This is a genomic window from Vibrio sp. RE88, assembly GCF_013113835.1.
Taxonomy (GTDB): domain Bacteria; phylum Pseudomonadota; class Gammaproteobacteria; order Enterobacterales; family Vibrionaceae; genus Vibrio.
This window is the reverse complement of the sequence record NZ_VTYQ01000014.1, coordinates 66,472-87,433: the sequence shown is the minus strand read 5'-3', so window position 1 is coordinate 87,433 and position 20,962 is coordinate 66,472. Positions and strand designations below refer to the sequence as shown.

The following is a 20,962-nucleotide window of genomic DNA, read 5'->3' as shown; positions in this document are numbered from 1 at the left end:
TTAAGTCTAACCAGTGCGGAGCGGTAGTTCAGTTGGTTAGAATACCGGCCTGTCACGCCGGGGGTCGCGGGTTCGAGTCCCGTCCGCTCCGCCACTTATTCAGAGAAAGCCCTAACAGCGATGTTAGGGCTTTTTCGTACCTGCAGTATTATTTTTTTGGCTGTGACATACGAGTTCTGCTTGAGCGTAAACCTGAACTAGGCCTTCCCGCTGTCAGAGACTTATTGAGAAATCCAGTCTTCGGATTTGGGTTTTATCGTTTAGGGACCATGGTGTTTCTTTGAAGGGAATGAATCTCTCTTGAGTACAAACTCAGCAACCCGCACTTATTCTAGACCTCAGCAGCAATGCTGAGGTCATCTTGTATACGCTAAGTTATTTTGCTCTTTGGCTAATAAGTCCATACTCACTGCCTACTACAGACATAGCGCCACAACAATTATCTAAAATCCTAGGCTTTGCAGTTGATACGTGGACAGTTTCTATTAGAGAACGAGTGACGTAAAGATTGGTCTTTTGATATCTACTCTGAATGTATGCTGATTAACTAGACAACCTAAGTACAGGCAACGGTATGGTTAGCTATGCGATACGTTACAAACACATATTTACTGGTAAGTAGATTTAGACTATTTGTACCTAGAGTGAGTACGACCAGTATAGCAACTTTTAATGGTGAGTTTCTCAGGAACTATTCCGGTTAACTATCACCGTAACCTTTCCCTAATAGCCAAGGGGCAATCTGGTAATGATTGCTTCCCATACTGTTGATTCTCTATCTTGCAATTGGGTAAGCGTCCATTTCTAAGTGCTCATTGCTTATTGCGGATAACAAAAAACCGCTCATAGAGAGCGGCTTTGAAATAATTAATTCGATACGGGTTATTCTTTCTCTGATGACTCCGCTGTTTCCGGCTCAAGCTGCATTTCTTTTTCTGCCTGCTTTGCTTTTTCTATCATAGGGGTAATCGTCGAGCCTTGAACAAGGATGGAGAACACCACGACAGAATAAGTCATGACCAGAATGATTTCTTTCACGTCGATTAGCTTATCTTGGATAACCCAAATCCCTGAAGGTATGGAGAGCGCCATCGCTAGTGCTAGACCACCACGTAACCCGCCCCAAGTTAGGATTTTCACTGACCAAGGGTTGTACTTGCGATGACGTTTAAACCCAATGTACGAACAGAACACGCTTAGATAGCGGGCAGCTAGTACCAATGGCACCGAAAACGCCATTAGAATCCAGTCTTCCTTATGGAATTCAAATAGTAACATCGACATGCCGATTAGGAGGAACAAGACCCCATTGAGGAACTCATCGACTAGTTCCCAGAAGTGATCGAGGTGATCTTCACTTTCTTTAGAAAAGCCAATAAATCGTGTCCAGTTACCGATCATAATACCGGATACCACCATGGCTAATGGTCCTGAAACATGCAGAACTTCCGCAAACGCATAGCCGGCAGTCGGTATACCTATGGTCAGTAGCAACTCCATAGAGTGGTCATCAGTTGCACTGATGAGATAGTGGAACAGCAGACCAAGTGCGAAACCATAAACGATACCGCCAATGGCTTCTTGAATGAACAGCATTGTCACGCTGCCAACCGTTGGCGCTTCGGTGCCAAAAGCGATCGTAAACAGGGTGACAAAAATGACGAGACCAAAACCGTCATTAAACAAGGACTCACCTTCGATTTGGGTTGAGATACGTTCCGGTGCATCCAGTTTTTTTACGATAGCCAATACTGCAATCGGGTCGGTTGGCGAGATTAATGCACCAAACAATAAGCAGTACACTAAGTCGAATTGCACACCTATCAGATGGCAGAATCCGTAAAGCGCGAAACCAATAAAGAAGGTAGAGAATAGTGTCGCTCCCAGTGCGAGCACTGTAATTTCCCATTTTTGGTCTTTGAGGTGAGGCAGTTTAATCCCAAGACCACCTGCAAATAAGAGAAAGCCCAATATCCCCTTTAGCAGAAAATCTTCGAAGTTAATGCTCGACATTGTCTTCGAAGCAATTTCTGTTAAATGAAACCAGTTATTTTGACCTGCGATAAGGATAAGAAGGGATAGAACCATGGAACCAGCAGTGATGGCAATTGTAGTTTGCATTTTTCCTATCTTGCTGTTTACAAAAGCAATTAACATTGCCGCTGCAGATAGAAAACAGAGAGTGTAGTAGACCGACATTGGATTCTCAGCATGTAACAAATTATGAATGAGAATTTTGTTCCTGACGTGATTAAATAGCAAACACTTTTTTGTCATGCAGAGGTGATTAATTTAGTCATTTAGACGTCTAGACTCCTTTTTAATGTGTGATAGGATGGAACGATAACTAAAGGAATGAGGCTGTACTGTGGGAAGTAATGTAAGGCAACAGATAGAAGCTCAACTAAGAAAACGCATCTTACTGATAGATGGCGGTATGGGGACTATGATCCAGGGCTATAAACTGGAAGAACCCGACTATCGAGGTGAACGTTTCGCCGATTGGCATTGTGACCTTAAAGGCAATAATGACCTTCTGGTTCTGACACAGCCCAAATTGATTAAAGATATTCATGCTGAGTATTTAGAAGCTGGCGCGGATATTCTTGAGACCAACACGTTTAACGCAACGACCATCGCAATGGCTGACTACGATATGGAAAGCTTGAGCGAAGAAATCAACTGTGAAGCCGCTAGGCTCGCTCGCGAAGTGGCAGATGAGTGGACGGCAAAAACACCAGATAAACCACGCTATGTGGCGGGTGTGCTCGGTCCAACTAACCGTACTTGTTCGATTTCGCCTGATGTGAATGATCCCGGCTATCGTAATGTCACGTTTGATGAGTTGGTTGCTGCGTATTCCGAATCGACGCGCGCCTTAATTAAAGGTGGCTCAGACCTCATTCTAATTGAAACGATTTTTGATACCTTGAATGCGAAGGCTTGTGCCTTTGCTGTCGACAGTGTTTTCGAAGAGATGGGTGTTAAATTACCGATCATGATTTCGGGAACGATCACTGATGCTTCAGGACGAACGCTTTCCGGCCAAACCACGGAAGCGTTTTACAATTCTTTGCGTCACGTTCAGCCGCTGTCATTTGGTTTGAACTGTGCTTTAGGCCCGGACGAGCTCCGTCCATACGTTGAAGAAATGTCACGTATTTCGGAAAGCTTTGTATCAGCGCACCCGAATGCGGGCTTACCGAATGCATTTGGTGAATATGACCTTTCTCCTGAAGATATGGCTACGCACGTTAAAGAATGGGCGGAAAGTGGCTTTCTGAACCTAATCGGTGGGTGTTGTGGTACCACACCAGAGCATATTCGCCAGATGGCAGAGGCCGTTGAAGGCGTGACTCCTCGCCAACTACCAGACTTACATGTGGCGTGTCGCTTGTCTGGTCTTGAACCGCTAGCTATTGAAAAAGACACCTTGTTCGTCAACGTTGGTGAGCGAACTAACGTGACTGGCTCTGCTCGCTTCAAGCGATTGATTAAAGAAGAGCTTTACGATGAAGCGTTAGAAGTTGCTCGCCAGCAGGTGGAAAATGGCGCTCAGATCATCGATATCAATATGGATGAGGGCATGTTGGACGCCGAAGCATGCATGGTGCGCTTCCTCAATCTGTGTGCGTCTGAGCCAGAAATTTCTAAAGTGCCTATCATGGTTGACTCTTCCAAGTGGGAAGTCATTGAAGCCGGGCTAAAATGCATTCAGGGTAAAGGCATTGTTAACTCTATCTCGCTCAAAGAAGGCAAAGAGAAGTTTGTTGAGCAGGCTAAGCTAATTCGCCGCTATGGTGCTGCTGTCATCGTAATGGCTTTTGATGAAATAGGGCAGGCGGAAACACGAGAACGTAAGCTTGAAATCTGTACTAACGCCTACCGTATTCTGGTTGATGAAGTCGGCTTCCCACCAGAAGACATTATCTTTGACCCAAATATCTTTGCAGTGGCGACAGGTATTGAAGAGCACAACAATTATGCGGTCGATTTTATCGGAGCAGTTGCTGACATTAAACGAGATTTGCCGCACGCGATGATCTCTGGCGGAGTGTCGAACGTTTCGTTCTCGTTCCGTGGCAATAACTACGTACGTGAAGCGATTCACGCAGTATTCCTTTATCACTGTTTCAAAAATGGTATGGATATGGGGATCGTGAATGCAGGTCAGTTGGAGATTTACGACAACGTCCCTGATAAATTGCGTGAAGCCGTAGAAGATGTGGTACTAAACCGTCGTGATGATAGTACTGAGCGCTTGCTTGATATTGCGGCTGAGTACGCAGGTAAAGGTGTCGGTAAGGAAGAAGATGCCTCTGCGCTAGAATGGCGTACTTGGTCAGTAGAGAAGCGATTAGAGCATGCATTAGTTAAGGGGATCACCGAGTTTATCGTTGAAGATACCGAAGAGGCACGTGTTAACGCCAGTAAACCATTGGAGGTGATTGAAGGGCCGCTAATGGATGGTATGAACGTGGTCGGTGACTTGTTTGGTGAAGGTAAGATGTTCCTTCCTCAGGTGGTTAAGTCGGCACGTGTAATGAAGCAGGCCGTAGCGCATTTAGAGCCGTTCATTAACAAGGAAAAACAAGCGGGTTCTTCAAACGGTAAGATACTACTGGCAACAGTGAAAGGGGATGTTCACGATATTGGTAAGAATATCGTTGGTGTTGTACTTCAATGTAATAACTACGAGATCATTGACCTTGGCGTGATGGTGCCATGTGAGCAGATCCTTAAAGTCGCGAAAGAAGAGAACGTCGATATCATCGGGCTTTCCGGCTTAATTACCCCATCGTTGGATGAAATGGTGCATGTGGCGAAAGAGATGGAGCGTCTTGATTTCGATCTGCCATTACTGATCGGTGGCGCGACAACGTCGAAAGCACACACTGCGGTTAAGATTGAGCAAAACTACAAGCACCCAGTGGTTTACGTCAACAATGCTTCAAGAGCCGTTGGGGTGTGTACTTCATTGCTGTCTGACGAGCGTCGTCCTGCATTCGTTGAAAAACTTGATGCCGATTACGTACGTGTACGTGACCAGCATAATCGCAAGAAACCGCGCACGAAACCTGTCACCTTAGAACAAGCTCGGGCAAATAAGGTCGCGATTGATTGGGAAGCTTATACCCCACCAGAGCCAGCTAAACCGGGTGTGCATGTTTTCGATGACTTTGATGTAGCAACATTACGTGAATATATCGACTGGACTCCATTTTTTATGACTTGGTCTTTAGTTGGTAAGTACCCTGCGATTCTTGAGCACGAAGAAGTCGGAGAAGAAGCAAAGAGACTGTTTGCTGATGCAAATGAGTTGCTTGATAGGGTCGAGCGAGAAGGTTTGCTTAAAGCACGTGGCATGTGTGCGCTATTCCCAGCAGCAAGTGTTGGAGATGATATCGAAGTGTACACCGATGAATCGCGTACTGAAGTGGCTAAAGTATTGCATAACCTGCGTCAGCAGACTGAGAAGCCTAAAGGCTACAATTACTGTCTCTCTGATTACATCGCACCAAAATCGTCAGGTAAGAAGGACTGGATTGGCGCATTTGCGGTAACCGGTGGTATTGGAGAACGTGAACTCGCTGATGAATACAAAGCAGCGGGAGATGATTACAACGCGATTATGATTCAAGCTGTGGCGGATCGATTGGCTGAGGCTTTTGCTGAATACCTGCATGAAAAAGTGCGTAAGGAAATTTGGGGCTATTCGGCGGATGAAGATCTCTCTAACGATGATCTGATTCGTGAAAAGTATCAAGGTATTCGCCCAGCTCCAGGTTATCCAGCCTGTCCAGAGCATACTGAGAAAGGCCCACTTTGGGAGTTGCTCAAAGTGGAAGAGACGATTGAGATGTCTTTGACCAGCAGCTATGCAATGTGGCCAGGAGCGTCTGTATCAGGATGGTATTTCTCTCACCCAGATTCGCGCTACTTTGCGATCGCGCAGATCCAGCAGGATCAGGTCGAAAGTTACGCTGATCGTAAAGGTTGGGATATGTTAGAAGCTGAAAAGTGGTTAGGGCCAAACATTAACTAATTCTCTGCAAGTTGGATCAAAAAAGCACAGCAAAAGCTGTGCTTTTTTATTGATGATTATCTGTCAGATCATGATGGTAGCAAGACCAAGGAACACTGATAGGCCAATCACATCAGTGACGGTGGTTAATGCCATCCCTCCGGCTAGCGCGGGGTCGATGTTCATTTTCTTCAATAAGATCGGGATAGTTACCCCTGCAATTCCAGCGACCAAAAGGTTGGTTAACATGGCTGCGGAAATAATGCCGCCGAGCATCCAGTTACCTTTCCAGGCTATGACGATACCACCAATGATCAGTGCCCACATGATACCGTTCAACAGGCCGATTGCTGCTTCTTTCATTAGCAGTTCACGTTTGTTGGCATCACCGATATGACCCAATGCGAGGCCTCGGATGACCAGAGCGACGGTTTGGTTACCCGCAACTCCGCCCATGGATGGAACGATAGTCATCAAGACAGCAATCGCTGCCATTTGATCTAAGGTGGCTTCAAACATGTTTGAGACCGATGCCGCAGCAAGTGCTGCCAATACGTTCGCACCTAACCAGATACTGCGCTTACGGGCCGATTTAACCACTGGCGCGAAGGTATCTTCATCATCGTCCATGCCCGCCATACTCATCATGGAGTGTTCGGCATCTTCACGAATTACATCCACCACGTCATCAATGGTAATGCGGCCTACGAGGTGTTGATTCTCGTCGATTACGGGAGCGGATACCCAGTTACGACGTTCAAACAGACTAGCAATATCGGAGTCGCTCATAGTGACTTCGATGGCTTCATCTGCATCTTCCATCACTTCAGTAACTTTGATATCAGGTTGGGTGGTAATTAGGGTCGTGATCGGTAACTGGCCAATCAGCTGGCTGTTTTCATCTATCACATACAGTGCGTCGGTAGCTTCAGGAAGCTCACCTTTCATACGCAAATAACGCAAGACGACATCGACATCGACATCACCACGAATGGTGATTACGTCGGTGTTCATCAGTCCGCCAGCGGTATCCTCGGGGTAAGAAAGCGCGGTCTCCACTCGCAAGCGATCGGCGGTGTCCATTTGGGACAGAACTTCACGTGAGACATCATCTGGCAGACTACGTAAGACGTAAGCAACGTCATCGGTGTCCATACCTTCTGTAGCTTCGGCCAGCATCTCGGGTTCCATTTTAGAAACCAGAGCATCTTTGACGTCTTCATTCAGCTCGTCGAGGATCTCACCGTAATCTTCCGGGTCGGTGAGTTGCCAAAGGACTTCACGGCTCTTTCGTGGTGAGGCTTCTAACAGATGGGCAATGTCTTCTGGCTCCATGTCCTGTAATTGGCGACGGACATGGACAAAGCGGCCACTTTCTAGAGCCTCGGTCACTTCTTGGAGGGCTTGGTGAGCTTGGTCGAATTCAATTTGCTCTGCCATTTCTTCCTCCTGACTCTAAATACTTACAATGCGTTGAATAGTAACTTAATTTTAGTGTTTATTTAATAAGTTAATATGAAGGTAATGATTTTTCTTATATGGGAGGAAAAATTAGTCCGCCTCTTCGAATTTATCTTCAATGAGGTGACAGACGGCTTCCAGAGCTGGGCTCGCATCACTACCCTCAGCACTAATAGTGACATGCTCCCCCTGAGCAGACTCAAGCATGAGTAGTCCCATGACACTGTCTGCGGTCGCTTCTTTACCTTCATGGTTTTGGATAGTGAGAATCGCATCAAAAGACTGAGCGAGTTCGACAAGTTTAACGGCAGCACGAGCATGAAGGCCCAATCGGTTTTGGATGAGGACGGTTCGACTCTGTTGCTGCATACGTTATTCCTTATGTTTTTTCTCGAGTGTCGCGTGGCGAATCTGAACCTGATGGCCCATTTGAGCGAAGTAGTCGCCAATTTGTTGGGTAAGATAAACTGAACGGTGCTTGCCGCCAGTACAACCTATTGCGACCGTTAGGTAGCTGCGGTTGTTTTTTTCTAGTAATGGTAGCCAGTTTTCGATGAATTTCTGGATCTGCTGTTTAAGATCCAATACATCTTGATGGCTTTCCAGAAAAGATTTGATCGGTGTATCGAGCCCTGTCATTGGGCGTAATGCGGGTTCCCAATGTGGATTCGGCAGGAAGCGTACATCAAACACATAGTCAGCGTCACTTGGCAGGCCATACTTAAAGCCAAACGACTGAAACACCATCACTAAGTCCTTGCGCTCTCGACCTTCAACACGCATGCGAACGGTCTCACTTAAGTCATGCAGTGATTGGTTGCTGCTATCGATGATCAGATCAGCGTGCTCTTTCAACGGAGAAAGAATACAGCGTTCTTTTTCAATGGCTTGTTCAAGAGAGGTGTTTTCGAGACTGAGTGAAAGAGGGTGTATGCGCCTCGTTTCGCTGTAGCGTTTGAGTAATGTGTCTTTCTTGGCGTCCAGAAACAGAACACTAACGTCGGAAGATTTCTTTAGCTTCGTCAGGACATCGGTCACGAGATTCGGTTCGGTAGGCAGATTGCGGATATCAATACTGACCGCCACATTTTGCTTACTTGATTTGACCGATTTGACGAAGTTATCGAGTAAATCCACCGGAAGATTATCGACGCAGTAGTAGCCAAGGTCTTCAAGCACGCGTAGTGCGACGCTTTTGCCTGCACCTGATTGACCACTGACGACGATAAGGCGCATTACTGATTCACCATGATGTCGTAAAGCTCCTCATCAGATTGCGCTTTACGTAGTTGTTTGAGGACTTGTTTGTTGTTTAGTCGTTCTGCCATGCTGGAAAGCGTTTTAAGGTGCTCTTTACATTGCGCATCAGGCACAAGAAGAGCAAAAAGGAGATCGACAGGACGATTATCTATCGAGTCAAACTCGACAGGAGATTCACATTGTATGAGGACGGCAACGGCTTTGTCGCTGGATTGCATACGAGCATGGGGAATGGCTATTCCATTTCCGATGCCAGTACTGCCCATTTTTTCGCGGCTGAGCATACACTCAAAAAGTTCAGTGGAGTTTTGACCAGTCTGCTCGGCGACGATCTCACTGATCATTTCCAGAGCGCGTTTTTTGCTAGTGCATTGGACTGCACTTTTGGTGCAGTCCAATGAAAGGATTTCGCTTAATTGCATGATGTTTAGTGCGTGTTTAGTTTTTCTTTATGCTTGTTGAGCTGTCTGACCAGTTTATCAACAAGAGAGTCGATAGCGGCATACATACTTTCTTCGTCGGCAGATGCATGGATTTCGCCCTGATTGACGTGAAGGGTAGCTTCAGCGATTTGACGGAGTTTTTCAACTTTTAAAACAACATGAACGTTATTTATGTGGTCAAAGAAACGCTCAAGCTTTTGAAACTTTTCGTTTACGTAGTCTTGCATTGAATCGGTGAGATCAACGTGGTGGCCATTAATATTGATTTGCATAGACTTTCCTTCTCGGTTTAGATGCCTAAAGCAGGCGTTTGCGCTGACTCGAAGGGGCAATGCCTAGTGATTCTCGGTACTTAGCTATTGTTCGTCTAGCGACCTGAATCCCTTGGTCAGCGAGTAGAGCTGCAATTTTGCTGTCACTCAGTGGTTTAGCACTGTTTTCAGCAGCAACGAGCTTTTTAATCAATGCTCGGATTGCAGTTGATGAACATTCTCCACCATTGTCGGTACTTACATGGCTGGAGAAGAAATACTTCAGTTCGAAAATACCACGAGGGGTATGCATGTATTTTTGGGTTGTGACGCGTGAAATCGTGGATTCGTGCATATCGACATCTAAGGCGACGTCATTGAGAACCATCGGCTTCATCGCTTCTTCACCATACTCGAAGAAATCACGTTGATGTTCAACAATACACTTAGCAACTTTGAGTAGCGTCTCATTTCTACTTTCTAGGCTCTTAATAAGCCATTTTGCTTCCTGCAAGTTTGAGCGAATGTATTGACTATCTGAACTGTTGCCTTTGCCAAGCGCTGCGTATTGTTGATTGACCTTAAGACGTGGTACTGAGTCTGGGTTGATAGTGACTACCCACTTACCATGATCTTTGAATACAGAAACATCAGGTATGACATATTCTGCGTGCTCTGCAGCAATTCGGCTTCCAGGTCGAGGGTCGAGCTGCTGAATGAGCTTGAGAGCTTCTTTGAGCTCTGCTTCTTTAAGCTTTGCTTCTTTGATGATCAGCTTATAGTCGCGATTGCCCAGTTGGTCGATGTAGTCAGTCAGTACTAACTTGGCTTCTCTCAGCCACGGCGTATCTTCTGGGAAGGTGGCCAATTGGAGCAGCAAGCAGTCTTGCAAGTTATTTGATGCGACACCCAGTGGGTCAAATTGCTGAACGCGCTTGCGTACGGCTTCGATTTCTTCGAGTTCTATTTCTTCATTATCAAAGCTTTCAAGAATATCTTCAGTAGAAATGGTCAGGTAACCATAGTCGTCTACAGCATCAATGATGGCCATAGCGATGGTGCGATCTGTTTCGCTAAAAGGAGTCAGGTCTAACTGCCATGTCAGGTAGTCATTTAGGGATTGTGTGGTTTCACCTTGGTAGACGGGCGCATCATCATCTAACGCAATACCCGTACTGCCTGTGTTGGCGCTGTAGACATCTTCCCAAGTGGTATCAATCTCAAGTTCGTTGCTGATTTCAGATTTCTCGATCAGTTCTGAGCTGTCTTTGACTTCTGGCTCAGCGATTTCAGCGTTCTGCTCTTTTTCCTCACTCGCTGCTTTTTCTTCAACATTTGAGGTTTCTTCGCTGCCTTCTTCGACTTCTAGCAGAGGGTTAGAATCCAAGGCTTCCTGAATTTCCTGTTGAAGATCTAACGTTGACAACTGCAACAAGCGAATTGCTTGCTGAAGCTGTGGGGTCATCGCTAACTGCTGTCCTAGCTTGAGTTGTAATGAGGGTTTCATTCAGTATTACTTGCCTTAGATGCTATAGAATCTTACCGTTCTTCACTTTAATCATAGACGGAATTGTTCGCCGAGATAAACTTGTTTTACTTGTTCGTTGTTGAGTACTTGCTCTGGCGTACCTTCGGCGATCAAGTGCCCTTGACTCACAATGTAGGCTTTTTCACATACGTCTAATGTTTCACGTACGTTGTGGTCTGTGATCAAAACACCCAGCCCACGATCACGCAGATGTTCTATGATCTTTTTGATATCAATGACCGAAATCGGGTCAACACCAGCGAACGGTTCATCCAGCAAGATAAATTGAGGATTGGCAGCCAAAGCTCGGGCGATCTCTACACGACGACGCTCACCCCCTGATAGTGCCATACCTGCACTGTGGCGAATGTGCTGAATGTGGAATTCTTCCAATAAGTCTTCCAACTTATCTTGGCGCTGTTCACGAGTCAGTTCTTCACGAGTCTCCAGAACAGCCATAATGTTGTGTTCTACAGATAGCTTGCGGAAGATCGACGCTTCCTGGGGTAGATAGCCAATCCCCATACGAGAGCGGCTATGCATCGGCAGGATGCTGATATCCTGCCCGTCAATCGTAATCGAGCCTTCATCGCGAGCGACTAAGCCGACAATCATGTAAAACGACGTAGTTTTACCTGCACCGTTAGGGCCAAGTAAACCGACGATCTGCCCAGAAGTGACTTCCAAGCTAACATCGGTCACCACTTTACGGTTACCGTAAGTTTTCGCTAAATGCTCTGCTTTGAGATTTGCCATAATTATTCTTGTACTGTTTGTGGCTGGAGCACCGTGGAAACGCGGTCGCCTTTTTCTTTACCGTCAGCAATCAGCTTCTGAGAAGAGATTTTATAACGGATTTTGGTGCCGCGAATGACACTGTCATCTTGTGACAGCATGGCTTCATCTATCATGGTGAGTTGGTCATCAACCATGACGTAGTACAGCTCTTTCGCTTCACCATAGAGGGTTTTACCGTCATCGGTGAGCTGAGAGAAGGTCGCCAAATCGCCGTATCCTTCGATCTCCTGAATGGAGCCGTCTTTTGGATCACGGGTTACAATGACTTTATCGGCGTTAATATTGATACTGCCTTGCTTGAGCTTTACGTCACCTAAGAAGGTCACTTTGTTGCTCTGCATATCAAGCTGCTGGCTGTCTGAATCAATGTAAACAGGTTGATCCTGATCGGTAGACAGCGCCAGTGCTTGTCCAGAAATCAGCAAACAAGAAATTAGACTAAGGTGTGAGAGTTTCATATCTACCTTGTACATGTTTGTATAGGATGGCGTTGTTTTCAGCAAAGTTGCCTTTCATCGCCTGACCTACTGTTTCAAACTGAGGGCCAACCAAGGTGACTTGGTTGTCTGCCCAAAAATCACGATTGTCCAACTGGATGCCAAGCACATCCGTAGACATGGTATCAAAGCCAGAATCTGGCAATAAGTTTTTCGCCAAGACGTTGTCGTATAATGTCAGCACATGGTCCTGCCCGAGAATACCTCGGTCAGCAGTGACCTCCCATTCTTGGGTTGTGCCTTCTTTGTAAACTTTTAAGACCGGTTGATCAAAAAAAGTATCACCGCTTTTTGCGTAGTGATCGAGTTTAACGGATGTAATGACATAGCTGCGAATCCCTTCTTCGTTGTAAGAGGTATTCACTAAATCTTCACCGCTAAACATAGGTAATTCGGTATCCGGTTCTACCTGAATGTCGAATGTCTTGCCTTTATCAAACAGGTAATAAGCAGACCAACAAATAACAAATGCCAGTATCAGGTAACCGATACGGGATAAACTCATATACTTAGACCTTTGTGGACATCAAGTTCATTGCGCGCTTGTAAAATGAGGTCACACACTTCCCTGACTGCACCGTGCCCGCCACGTATTGAAGTGACGTAATTTGCGCGTTGAGCCAGTAGTGGATGCCCGTCAGCGACGCAGACTTTTAAAGCTACTTTTTCCATGACAGGCCAGTCGATAAGATCATCACCGATATAACCGGTTTGTTCTGGCGCAATATTCAATTTGCTGCAAATGTCCTGATAAGCTTTTACTTTATCGTCTTGCCCTTGGTAAATCAGCGAGATTCCCAGAGCTTTCATGCGATTCTCAACAATGCGTGATTGTCGACCCGTGATGATAGCGATTTCAATGCCCGCATTCATCAAAGATTTTACGCCGTATCCATCTCGTGTATGGAATGTTTTCAGCTCTTCGCCATCATTGCCCATATAAATCAGGCCGTCAGAGAAGACGCCATCGACGTCACATATTAACAGTTTAATCTCTTTGGCAATGTTAAGCGTGTTTTGTTCCACGGGTTTATACAGGGTTTCAATCAATTTTGACATCACATCACTCCCGCTTTTAACAAATCGTGCATATTTAACGCACCGACAACCTTGCCGCCTAGGCATAGAATGAGGCCATTAATGCTTTTCTGCTGCATAAGGTTGAGACCTTCAGCTGCAAGAATATTAGGGCTGGCGGTCGTTGGATTGGTTGTCATGACTTCGCCAATTAAAGCACTGTGAATGTCAATTCGTTTGTCTAGGATACGGCGCAGGTCGCCGTCAGTGAAAATACCGACTAGGTGCTGGTGGCCATCAACGACGGCAGTCATGCCTAAGCCTTTCTGGCTAATTTCCAGCAATGCTTCTCGTACCACAGTATCCGGTGTTACCAGAGGAAGCTGTTCACCCGTGTGCATGATGTCTGATAGCTTAAGCAGCAATTTTCTGCCCAATGCGCCACCGGGGTGAGAGAGCGCAAAATCTTCAGCTGTGAAGCCACGAGCTTGCAGTAAGGCGACCGCCAATGCGTCACCCATGGCTAACGTCGCGGTGGTACTGGCCGTTGGCGCTAAACCCAGTGGGCAAGCTTCTTTTGGCACTGTGATTTGTAAGTGAAAGTCGGACAGCTTCGCCATATTAGATTCAGGCTTACCTGTCATACTGATGATCTTGATATTGAGTCGTTTAAGGACAGGGAATAGCCCCAAAATCTCTGAAGACTCGCCAGAGTTGGAAATCGCAAGGACGATGTCGCCAGGTTCGATCATCCCTAGGTCACCGTGAGCGGCTTCACCGGGATGAACGAAAAACGCTGAGGTGCCCGTGCTGGCTAGACTTGCCGCAATCTTGTTTCCGATATGTCCTGACTTGCCCATCCCCATGACGGCAACCTTGCCTTCTTTATTGGCAAGGATCAATTCACAGGCTTGGACAAAATCGTCGTTAATATACTGATCAAGCTGCTCAAGGGCTTCGATTTCTGTTTTTAATACATCAAGAGCAGCCGAGCGAAAATCAAACATGTCACTCTCCGGCAGGCAAAACTAAATTTAAGCTGTCATGTTCAGGATTAGGTATCCCTGATAAGCAATAAAGCAGCAGAATAATACAGCACCTTCTATTCGGTTGATACTGCGAGATTTACCTAATGCCATTGCAACCAACAGCAACGACACACCTAACATGATCCAGAAATCACGCCCCATGGCATATTCGCTGAGAATGGAAGGGTTAAGGATGCCAGGAATCCCCATCACGGCAAGAATGTTGAAAACGTTAGAACCAATGATGTTTCCGACTGCCATGTCGTCTTCGCCTTTCATTACGCCAGCGAGCGAAGCGGCAAGTTCAGGTAGGCTGGTGCCAACTGCAATAATGGTTAAGCCGATAACCAGATCGCTCATACCGAAGTACTGGGCGATGTAAACAGCGTTATTAACCAGTGTATCTGCCGCGATAGGTAGGATAATCAAGCCAATCACAACCCACATCGCCGCTTTACCATTACTGACGCCTTCCGGTACTTCTGACTCTTGTTCTTCTAATAACGGATCAGGGCTGCCGCTGTTTTTCTCTTTTTTGCTGATTCTCAGCATAGCAAGGATAAAGGCTGCAAACAGGACGAACAGCAGAACGCCTTCATAAAAGCCTAAGTGGCTATCCCAAAGCAAAACACCGGCAAGGATAGTGACACCGATCATCAACGGCAGTTCACGGCGTAAAACCGCAGAACTAATAGAAAGTGGCTTTATCATCGCGGTAATACCTAGGATCAAGGCAATGTTAGCGATATTAGAACCTAGAACGTTACCGACAGCGGTATCCGTTTTACCGTCCAGTGCCGCAGTCGCTGACACCATCATTTCTGGTGCCGAAGAACCCATCGCTAGGATGGTCATACCGATCACCAATGGAGAAATACCGACATTTCGGGCTAGGGCAGCAGCACCAAACACGAGCTTGTCTGCGCTCCAAACCAGAAAGATTAATCCAACGACGAGAAACGCTATGGCTTCAAACATGATGATCCTTAATTCAGTGTACAACGTGATAAATTTAACCGTTAATTTTGACGGTTTAGGTGCTAAAAGGGAAGCAATTAATTGTTAACCATTTAAATTGACGGACGTAATAGATTTTTAGAATGAAACCGACTTCATTTATAAAAATGTCAATCATAATTAATTGAACAGTGCTTTTAATTTTTACACAATGTGCTTATGATTGCCCATTCAATAAGCTATGGCAGGGTTTACCATGTCCTCATCCGATCTCGTAACCGTTAACAATCTGACGTTTTCTCGTGGAGAAAGAAAGATCTTCGACGATGTTAGCTTGCATGTGCCGAAAGGTAAGATCACCGCCATTATGGGACCTTCGGGCATAGGTAAGACGACTTTATTGCGCCTGATTGGTGGTCAGCTTTACCCTGAGCAGGGAGAAGTGTTGTTTGACGGTAAGAATATTCCGTCACTCAGCCGCAGGCAGCTCTATAAAGAGCGTAAAAAGATGAGTATGTTGTTCCAGTCTGGAGCGCTTTTTACCGATCTTAACGTTTTTGACAACGTCGCTTTCCCACTTCGTGAACATACCGACTTAAACGAAGAGCTTATCCGAACCTTAGTGTTACTTAAATTAGAGGCGGTGGGGCTTCGTGGGGCATCGCAGTTGATGCCAAGTGAATTGTCGGGTGGCATGGCTCGCCGAGCTGCACTGGCACGTGCCATCGCGCTTGACCCTGAACTCATTATGTACGACGAACCTTTTGTGGGGCAGGATCCGATTACCATGGGGGTGTTGGTGGAGCTGATACGCAATCTGAACCAAGCTCTCGATGTCACCTCAATTGTGGTCTCTCATGATGTGCCTGAAGTGATGAGTATTGCCGATTGGGTCTATATTCTGGCTAACGGTAAAATCATAGCCAAAGGATCGCCACAAGAGCTGCGTGATAATCCTGACCCTCAGGTCCAACAATTTCTTAAAGGAGATGCGGATGGCCCAGTACCATTTCGTTATCCTGCTCAACCTATTGCGAAGGAGCTATTCTGATGTTGTCTGACTTCGCGAATTTTGTCGCATCGACAGGGCGCCGAGCGATGGGTGTCTGCGAGTCGTTTGGCCGTGCCAGCTTAATGCTATTTGGTGCGCTGGCTTCTCGTCCTCGTCCAATCCAAAACTTACCTTTGCTGGTGAAGCAACTCTACAGCGTTGGTGTCCAGTCTCTGATCATTATTGTGCTGTCCGGCTTATTTATCGGCATGGTATTGAGCCTGCAAGGTTATGTCATTCTGGTCGACTTCGGGGCGGAAGGCGCATTAGGCCAGATGGTCGCCCTATCACTCTTACGTGAATTGGGGCCTGTGGTGACAGCATTGTTGTTTGCTGGTCGCGCGGGCTCTGCGTTGACGGCGGAAATTGGTCTGATGAAAGCGACAGAGCAGCTATCCAGTATGGAAATGATGGCAGTTGACCCACTAAAACGAGTCATCGCGCCACGTTTCTGGGCTGGCGTGATTTCCATGCCAATGCTGGCCATGATTTTTATGGCGGTTGGTATTTGGGGTGGCCAGTTGGTCGGTGTGGATTGGAAAGGCATTGACCATGGTAGCTTCTGGTCCGCGATGCAAGCTTCGGTTGAATTGGGCCAAGATATTGGTAACAGCATGATTAAGAGTTTGGTGTTTGCCATTACCGTAACTTGGATAGCGCTGTTTAACGGCTATGATGCGATTCCGACCTCGGAAGGCATCAGCCGAGCAACGACACGCACGGTCGTACACTCTTCATTGGCGGTACTTGGTTTAGACTTTGTACTGACTGCATTGATGTTTGGGAACTAAGTATGCAACAAACAAGAAAAATTGAATTATGGGTCGGCAGTTTTGTCCTTACTGGAATTTGCGCAATTCTGGTGATGATTTTTCAAGTCGCTGACGTAAAGGGCATTGGCTCAAATGATACTTACTCACTGAAAGCAGAGTTCGACAACATCGGCAGTCTTAAAGTCCGCTCGCCAGTGAAAGTAGGCGGTGTCGTTGTTGGGCGAGTGACGGATATTGGTTTAGACACTGAAAACTTGCTACCTGTCGTGACAATGGCGATTGGCAGTCAGTACAACCAATTTCCAGAAACCTCCAGCGTTAAGATCTTAACTTCTGGCCTTATTGGCGAGCAGTACATTGGTTTAACTCCGGGCTTTGTTTTTGATGACGAGCAAATGCTGGTGGAGGGTGATTATATTGAAGACACTAAATCCGCTCTCGTATTGGAAGATTTGATCGGCCAGGTGCTGTACAGCGTTGGCGGTTCTGATTCGGCTAAAGAAGAGGAATAATCATGTTGAAAAAGTTAGTACTCACTTTGGTGACATTTGCTCTGTCGTTTACCGCTTCTGCGGCTCAAATAGATAAAACCCAGCCATACCAGATGATGAAGCAGGTGTCTGAGCAGGCATTTGCCAGACTGAAAGCTGAGCAAGATAAAGTGCATCAGGACCCAGACTATCTCAAAGTGATTGTCGAAGAAGAGCTGATGCCATACGTCAATGAAAAGTATGCGGCACTTAAGCTATTAGGCCCTAACCTGAAAGGGGCAAAGCGAGAGGATGTTGGTACCTTCATTCAAGCGTTTCGTGCGTACCTTGTTAGTTCGTATGCTCAAGTGTTGACTCAATACACCAATCAGGAAATTGAATTTGGTCCAGAACCGAACATCAGTCCTAAAAAGAGCATCACCGGCGTTAAAGTTGAAATCATTGATACCCCACGTCCAAACATCAAACTTGAGTTCAAACTTCGTAAGGACAAAAAGAGTGGTGAGTGGAAGGCGTTTGATATGATTGCAGAGGGCATCAGCCTGTTATCAAGCAAACAGTCTGAATGGAGTGGCAAGTTACGTCAGGAAGGTATTCTTGCGGTAGCGAAAGATTTGGAAGACCTCGCTGCACAGCCAATTCGTTTTGAAGGTAAAGAGAAATGAGTGCCAAACAATGGCTAAGTGTGTCTGATGGCCACTACCAAATTACTGGCGCGCTGGATAGAGAGTCGGTACCCGCCTTATGGCGCTCATTATGTAACTGGAAGGTGACCCGCTCGACGATAGAAATCAGCCTAGAACAGGTCGAAAGAGTCGATTCAGCGGGTATGGTTATGCTAATTCATCTATTAGAGCATGCAAAAAAGCAAAACTGTCATATAATGCTCAGCTTCGTGCCAAAACAACTGCTAACTTTATTTCAGTTGAGTAATGTCGAAGAGTTTATCGACGGGCATTTAAAGAATTAAACAGGGGTGAATTGTGGATAGCGCAAAAGTACAACAGATTTTAGAAGAAGCACTTAACCTGGAAGAGCTACACGTTAAAGGTGAAGGCAGCCATTATGAAGTGGTCGCTGTTGATGCTAGTTTCGAAGGAATGAGCCGCGTTAAGAAGCAACAACTGATTTACGCTCCATTGATGGAATATATCCAAAGAAATGACATCCATGCTGTGTCCATTAAAGCTTACTCTCCAGAAGAGTGGGCGCGTGATAAGAAGTTGATGTCACTGTAAGGGTTAATGATGGATAAGTTTCGAGTAAAAGGGTCAAAGCAACCTCTGGTTGGTGAAGTCACAATCTCTGGTGCGAAAAACGCAGCATTGCCAATTCTTTTCGCATCTATTTTAGCGGAAGAGCCCGTTGAAGTAGCCAACGTGCCGCATCTGCGTGATATCGACACGACGATGGAATTGCTCAAGCGTCTAGGTGCCAAAGTAGAACGTAATGGTTCTGTACACGTTGACCCGAGCAGTATTAATGAATATTGCGCTCCTTATGATTTAGTTAAAACCATGCGTGCATCTATCTGGGCATTAGGTCCATTGGTGGCGCGTTTTGGTCAAGGTCAAGTCTCTTTACCTGGCGGTTGTGCCATCGGTGCACGTCCTGTGGATCTGCACATCCACGGCCTAGAACAGTTAGGTGCAACAATTACACTGGAAGATGGCTACGTTAAAGCTAACGTCGATGGCCGTCTGAAAGGTGCGCACATTGTGATGGATAAGGTCAGTGTAGGCGCAACGATTACGATTATGTGTGCTGCGACTCTGGCTGAAGGTAAGACAGTACTGGATAACGCCGCGCGTGAACCGGAAATTGTTGATACGGCTGAATTCCTGAACACGCTTGGTGCTAAAATCTCAGGTGCAGGTACTGACACCATCATTATTGAAGGTGTAGAGCGTCTTGGCGGTGGTCAACATGCTGTCGTTGCTGACCGTATTGAGACAGGGACTTTCCTTGTTGCTGCTGCCGTTTCTGGCGGTAAAGTTGTGTGTCGCAATACCAAGGCTCAACTCCTTGAAGCTGTGTTGGCTAAGCTGGAAGAAGCCGGTGCGAAAGTTGAGACGGGCGAAGACTGGATTTCTGTCGACATGACAGATCGCGAGCTGAAAGCGGTGACAGTGCGTACCGCGCCACACCCAGGTTTCCCGACAGATATGCAGGCTCAGTTCACTCTGCTTAATCTGATGGCGAAAGGGGGTGGTGTGATCACCGAAACCATTTTTGAAAACCGTTTTATGCACGTGCCTGAATTAATGCGTATGGGCGCTAAAGCTGAAATCGAAGGCAACACAGTGATTTGTGGTGACGTAGAAGAACTCAGCGGAGCTCAGGTAATGGCGACGGATTTACGCGCTTCAGCGAGTTTAGTTATCGCCGGCTGTATTGCGAATGGTGAGACAATTGTTGATCGTATTTACCACATCGATCGTGGCTACGATAAAATTGAAGACAAATTGTCGGCTCTCGGGGCCAATATAGAGCGCTTTCGGGACTCTCACTAACCTCAGCTAACATTTGTAAGCCGAAACGAGAGTTTCGGCTTTTTTATGAGCGCTAGATCAGTTAGAGTCTGGGGCATATGTTATTGACTGTTTTGTTCTTGGAGAACAACCAATGATTGCACTACTACGTGTATTAGCTGTCGCGATTTTTGCAATTGTGATGTTTGTGTTTGGGTGCGGCTATTGTTTACTGAGTCCGCGTAACCCAAAACACGTTTTTACCTTTGGTCGCCTGTTTGGCAAGATGTCACGCGTATTTGGCATCACATTAGAACTGCGTTTACCAGAGGACGCATACATACGTGGCCAGCACATTTATATTGCTAACCACCAGAACAACTGGGATTTGTTTACCGTTTCATCTGCTGTGACGCCAAAAGTTGTCACGGTAGGCAAAAAGAGCTTGGCGTGGATGCCGCTGTTTGGTCAGCTTTACTGGCTGACGGGCAACATTCTGATTGATCGTGCTAACCGTTCTAAAGCGAAAGGGACGATTGATCAGGTGGTTGACAGCATGAATCAAAGTGACGTTTCTGTGTGGATGTTCCCAGAAGGAACCCGTTCACGTGGCCGTGGCTTATTGCCGTTTAAGACGGGCGCGTTCCACGCTGCGATTGGCGCTAAATTGCCTATCGTTCCTATTGTCTGCAGCTCTACCAGTGGGCTTAAGATCAACCGCTGGAATAACGGCCATGTGATTGTCGAAATGCTGCCACCTATCAGTACCGAACAATACGGTAAGGAAAATATCCGCGAGCTGGCAAATTTATGTCGTGAACAGATGAAAGATAAGCTCGAATCTCTGGATAAAGAAGTAGCAATGCTCAATCAGCAAGCGGGCGTAAAAGCTTAACTTCTAGTAAATGAAA

The 20,962-nt window shown here is 46.3% G+C and carries 22 protein-coding genes and 1 tRNA gene; 10 read left to right on the top strand and 13 right to left on the bottom strand.

Annotated features, from left to right (window positions below):
• Positions 1-17 precede the first annotated feature (17 nt).
• Positions 18-94 (top strand) — tRNA-Asp (locus F0265_RS22730).
• Between the two features lie 788 nt (positions 95-882).
• Here the strand turns inward: F0265_RS22730 and F0265_RS22725 are convergent.
• Positions 883-2,199: a sodium:proton antiporter gene (locus F0265_RS22725; protein WP_216607962.1), complete on the bottom strand. Its 1,317-nt coding sequence runs from the start codon at positions 2,197-2,199 to the stop codon at positions 883-885.
• 169 nt (positions 2,200-2,368) lie between these two features.
• Between F0265_RS22725 and metH the strand changes: the two genes are divergently transcribed.
• Positions 2,369-6,046, top strand: a complete 3,678-nt coding sequence (gene metH, locus F0265_RS22720; RefSeq protein WP_171750440.1) for a methionine synthase — start codon at positions 2,369-2,371, stop codon at positions 6,044-6,046.
• Positions 6,047-6,109: 63 nt separating this feature from the next.
• Here the strand turns inward: metH and mgtE are convergent, their stop codons facing one another.
• The 12 genes from mgtE to F0265_RS22660 form a co-directional block, all read right to left on the bottom strand.
• On the bottom strand, positions 6,110-7,465 hold the full coding sequence (gene mgtE / locus F0265_RS22715; RefSeq protein WP_171750439.1) for a magnesium transporter: 1,356 nt from the start codon (positions 7,463-7,465) through the stop codon (positions 6,110-6,112).
• Between the two features lie 111 nt (positions 7,466-7,576).
• On the bottom strand, positions 7,577-7,855 hold the full coding sequence (locus tag F0265_RS22710; protein WP_065740790.1) for an HPr family phosphocarrier protein: 279 nt from the start codon (positions 7,853-7,855) through the stop codon (positions 7,577-7,579).
• A 3-nt stretch (positions 7,856-7,858) separates the two neighbouring features.
• The gene (gene rapZ, locus F0265_RS22705; protein WP_171750438.1) at positions 7,859-8,722 is read right to left on the bottom strand and encodes an RNase adapter RapZ; all 864 of its coding nucleotides are present in this window, start codon (positions 8,720-8,722) and stop codon (positions 7,859-7,861) included.
• Positions 8,722-9,168, bottom strand: a complete 447-nt coding sequence (gene ptsN / locus F0265_RS22700) for a PTS IIA-like nitrogen regulatory protein PtsN (protein ID WP_006963172.1) — start codon at positions 9,166-9,168, stop codon at positions 8,722-8,724. The genes rapZ and ptsN overlap by 1 nt, the downstream gene beginning before the upstream one ends.
• A gap of 5 nt (positions 9,169-9,173) precedes the next feature.
• Positions 9,174-9,461, bottom strand: coding sequence for a ribosome hibernation promoting factor (gene hpf, locus F0265_RS22695; protein WP_006963171.1), 288 nt, complete (start codon positions 9,459-9,461; stop codon positions 9,174-9,176).
• Between the two features lie 25 nt (positions 9,462-9,486).
• The gene (locus F0265_RS22690; protein ID WP_171750437.1) at positions 9,487-10,947 is read right to left on the bottom strand and encodes an RNA polymerase factor sigma-54; all 1,461 of its coding nucleotides are present in this window, start codon (positions 10,945-10,947) and stop codon (positions 9,487-9,489) included.
• A gap of 51 nt (positions 10,948-10,998) precedes the next feature.
• On the bottom strand, positions 10,999-11,724 hold the full coding sequence (gene lptB / locus F0265_RS22685) for an LPS export ABC transporter ATP-binding protein (protein WP_006963168.1): 726 nt from the start codon (positions 11,722-11,724) through the stop codon (positions 10,999-11,001).
• 2 nt (positions 11,725-11,726) lie between these two features.
• Positions 11,727-12,224, bottom strand: a complete 498-nt coding sequence (lptA, locus tag F0265_RS22680; RefSeq protein ID WP_065740786.1) for a lipopolysaccharide transport periplasmic protein LptA — start codon at positions 12,222-12,224, stop codon at positions 11,727-11,729.
• Positions 12,205-12,768, bottom strand: a complete 564-nt coding sequence (lptC, locus tag F0265_RS22675) for an LPS export ABC transporter periplasmic protein LptC (RefSeq protein WP_019274207.1) — start codon at positions 12,766-12,768, stop codon at positions 12,205-12,207. Before lptC ends, lptA begins: the two co-directional genes overlap by 20 nt.
• Positions 12,765-13,322 (bottom strand): 3-deoxy-manno-octulosonate-8-phosphatase KdsC, encoded by a 558-nt coding sequence (kdsC, locus tag F0265_RS22670; RefSeq protein WP_021456662.1) that lies wholly within the window; start codon positions 13,320-13,322, stop codon positions 12,765-12,767. The genes lptC and kdsC overlap by 4 nt, the downstream gene beginning before the upstream one ends.
• Positions 13,322-14,287: a KpsF/GutQ family sugar-phosphate isomerase gene (locus F0265_RS22665; RefSeq protein WP_171750436.1), complete on the bottom strand. Its 966-nt coding sequence runs from the start codon at positions 14,285-14,287 to the stop codon at positions 13,322-13,324. Before F0265_RS22665 ends, kdsC begins: the two co-directional genes overlap by 1 nt.
• A gap of 27 nt (positions 14,288-14,314) precedes the next feature.
• On the bottom strand, positions 14,315-15,286 hold the full coding sequence (locus F0265_RS22660) for a calcium/sodium antiporter (RefSeq protein WP_065740784.1): 972 nt from the start codon (positions 15,284-15,286) through the stop codon (positions 14,315-14,317).
• A gap of 235 nt (positions 15,287-15,521) precedes the next feature.
• Here F0265_RS22660 and mlaF point away from each other — a divergent pair, with 235 nt between their 5' ends.
• The 8 genes from mlaF to F0265_RS22620 all read left to right on the top strand — a co-directional run bounded on the left by mlaF (position 15,522) and on the right by F0265_RS22620 (position 20,946).
• A complete protein-coding gene (gene mlaF, locus F0265_RS22655; protein ID WP_171750435.1) occupies positions 15,522-16,316 on the top strand; it encodes a phospholipid ABC transporter ATP-binding protein MlaF in 795 nt (264 codons plus the stop codon).
• The gene (gene mlaE, locus F0265_RS22650; protein ID WP_006963153.1) at positions 16,316-17,107 is read left to right on the top strand and encodes a lipid asymmetry maintenance ABC transporter permease subunit MlaE; all 792 of its coding nucleotides are present in this window, start codon (positions 16,316-16,318) and stop codon (positions 17,105-17,107) included. The genes mlaF and mlaE overlap by 1 nt, the downstream gene beginning before the upstream one ends.
• Before the next feature lie 2 nt (positions 17,108-17,109).
• Positions 17,110-17,601: an outer membrane lipid asymmetry maintenance protein MlaD gene (mlaD, locus tag F0265_RS22645; protein WP_171750434.1), complete on the top strand. Its 492-nt coding sequence runs from the start codon at positions 17,110-17,112 to the stop codon at positions 17,599-17,601.
• Positions 17,602-17,603: 2 nt separating this feature from the next.
• Positions 17,604-18,245 (top strand): phospholipid-binding protein MlaC, encoded by a 642-nt coding sequence (locus F0265_RS22640; protein ID WP_171750433.1) that lies wholly within the window; start codon positions 17,604-17,606, stop codon positions 18,243-18,245.
• A complete protein-coding gene (locus tag F0265_RS22635) occupies positions 18,242-18,550 on the top strand; it encodes an STAS domain-containing protein (protein WP_171750432.1) in 309 nt (102 codons plus the stop codon). The genes F0265_RS22640 and F0265_RS22635 overlap by 4 nt, the downstream gene beginning before the upstream one ends.
• A 13-nt stretch (positions 18,551-18,563) precedes the next feature.
• A complete protein-coding gene (gene ibaG / locus F0265_RS22630) occupies positions 18,564-18,818 on the top strand; it encodes a BolA family iron metabolism protein IbaG (RefSeq protein WP_006963149.1) in 255 nt (84 codons plus the stop codon).
• Between the two features lie 9 nt (positions 18,819-18,827).
• A complete protein-coding gene (murA, locus tag F0265_RS22625; RefSeq protein ID WP_095562139.1) occupies positions 18,828-20,093 on the top strand; it encodes a UDP-N-acetylglucosamine 1-carboxyvinyltransferase in 1,266 nt (421 codons plus the stop codon).
• 112 nt (positions 20,094-20,205) lie between these two features.
• Entirely contained in the window at positions 20,206-20,946 is a 741-nt protein-coding gene (locus tag F0265_RS22620; RefSeq protein ID WP_171750431.1) for a 1-acylglycerol-3-phosphate O-acyltransferase, read from the top strand.
• Positions 20,947-20,962: the final 16 nt, after the last annotated feature.

Excerpts from the sequence above, each read along its gene's own strand:
- F0265_RS22620 (WP_171750431.1), top strand. The coding sequence starts at position 20,206 with ATGATTGCACTACTACGTGTATTAGCTGTCGCGATTTTTGCAATTGTG.
- hpf (WP_006963171.1), bottom strand. The coding sequence starts at position 9,461 with ATGCAAATCAATATTAATGGCCACCACGTTGATCTCACCGATTCAATG.
- mgtE (WP_171750439.1), bottom strand. The coding sequence starts at position 7,465 with ATGGCAGAGCAAATTGAATTCGACCAAGCTCACCAAGCCCTCCAAGAA.
- murA (WP_095562139.1), top strand. The coding sequence starts at position 18,828 with ATGGATAAGTTTCGAGTAAAAGGGTCAAAGCAACCTCTGGTTGGTGAA.
- lptB (WP_006963168.1), bottom strand. The coding sequence starts at position 11,724 with ATGGCAAATCTCAAAGCAGAGCATTTAGCGAAAACTTACGGTAACCGT.
- F0265_RS22640 (WP_171750433.1), top strand. The coding sequence starts at position 17,604 with ATGTTGAAAAAGTTAGTACTCACTTTGGTGACATTTGCTCTGTCGTTT.
- F0265_RS22710 (WP_065740790.1), bottom strand. The coding sequence starts at position 7,855 with ATGCAGCAACAGAGTCGAACCGTCCTCATCCAAAACCGATTGGGCCTT.
- mlaD (WP_171750434.1), top strand. The coding sequence starts at position 17,110 with ATGCAACAAACAAGAAAAATTGAATTATGGGTCGGCAGTTTTGTCCTT.
- lptC (WP_019274207.1), bottom strand. The coding sequence starts at position 12,768 with ATGAGTTTATCCCGTATCGGTTACCTGATACTGGCATTTGTTATTTGT.
- F0265_RS22635 (WP_171750432.1), top strand. The coding sequence starts at position 18,242 with ATGAGTGCCAAACAATGGCTAAGTGTGTCTGATGGCCACTACCAAATT.
- F0265_RS22725 (WP_216607962.1), bottom strand. The coding sequence starts at position 2,199 with ATGTCGGTCTACTACACTCTCTGTTTTCTATCTGCAGCGGCAATGTTA.
- lptA (WP_065740786.1), bottom strand. The coding sequence starts at position 12,224 with ATGAAACTCTCACACCTTAGTCTAATTTCTTGTTTGCTGATTTCTGGA.
- F0265_RS22690 (WP_171750437.1), bottom strand. The coding sequence starts at position 10,947 with ATGAAACCCTCATTACAACTCAAGCTAGGACAGCAGTTAGCGATGACC.
- ptsN (WP_006963172.1), bottom strand. The coding sequence starts at position 9,168 with ATGCAATTAAGCGAAATCCTTTCATTGGACTGCACCAAAAGTGCAGTC.
- mlaF (WP_171750435.1), top strand. The coding sequence starts at position 15,522 with ATGTCCTCATCCGATCTCGTAACCGTTAACAATCTGACGTTTTCTCGT.
- F0265_RS22660 (WP_065740784.1), bottom strand. The coding sequence starts at position 15,286 with ATGTTTGAAGCCATAGCGTTTCTCGTCGTTGGATTAATCTTTCTGGTT.
- rapZ (WP_171750438.1), bottom strand. The coding sequence starts at position 8,722 with ATGCGCCTTATCGTCGTCAGTGGTCAATCAGGTGCAGGCAAAAGCGTC.
- F0265_RS22665 (WP_171750436.1), bottom strand. The coding sequence starts at position 14,287 with ATGTTTGATTTTCGCTCGGCTGCTCTTGATGTATTAAAAACAGAAATC.
- kdsC (WP_021456662.1), bottom strand. The coding sequence starts at position 13,322 with ATGTCAAAATTGATTGAAACCCTGTATAAACCCGTGGAACAAAACACG.
- mlaE (WP_006963153.1), top strand. The coding sequence starts at position 16,316 with ATGTTGTCTGACTTCGCGAATTTTGTCGCATCGACAGGGCGCCGAGCG.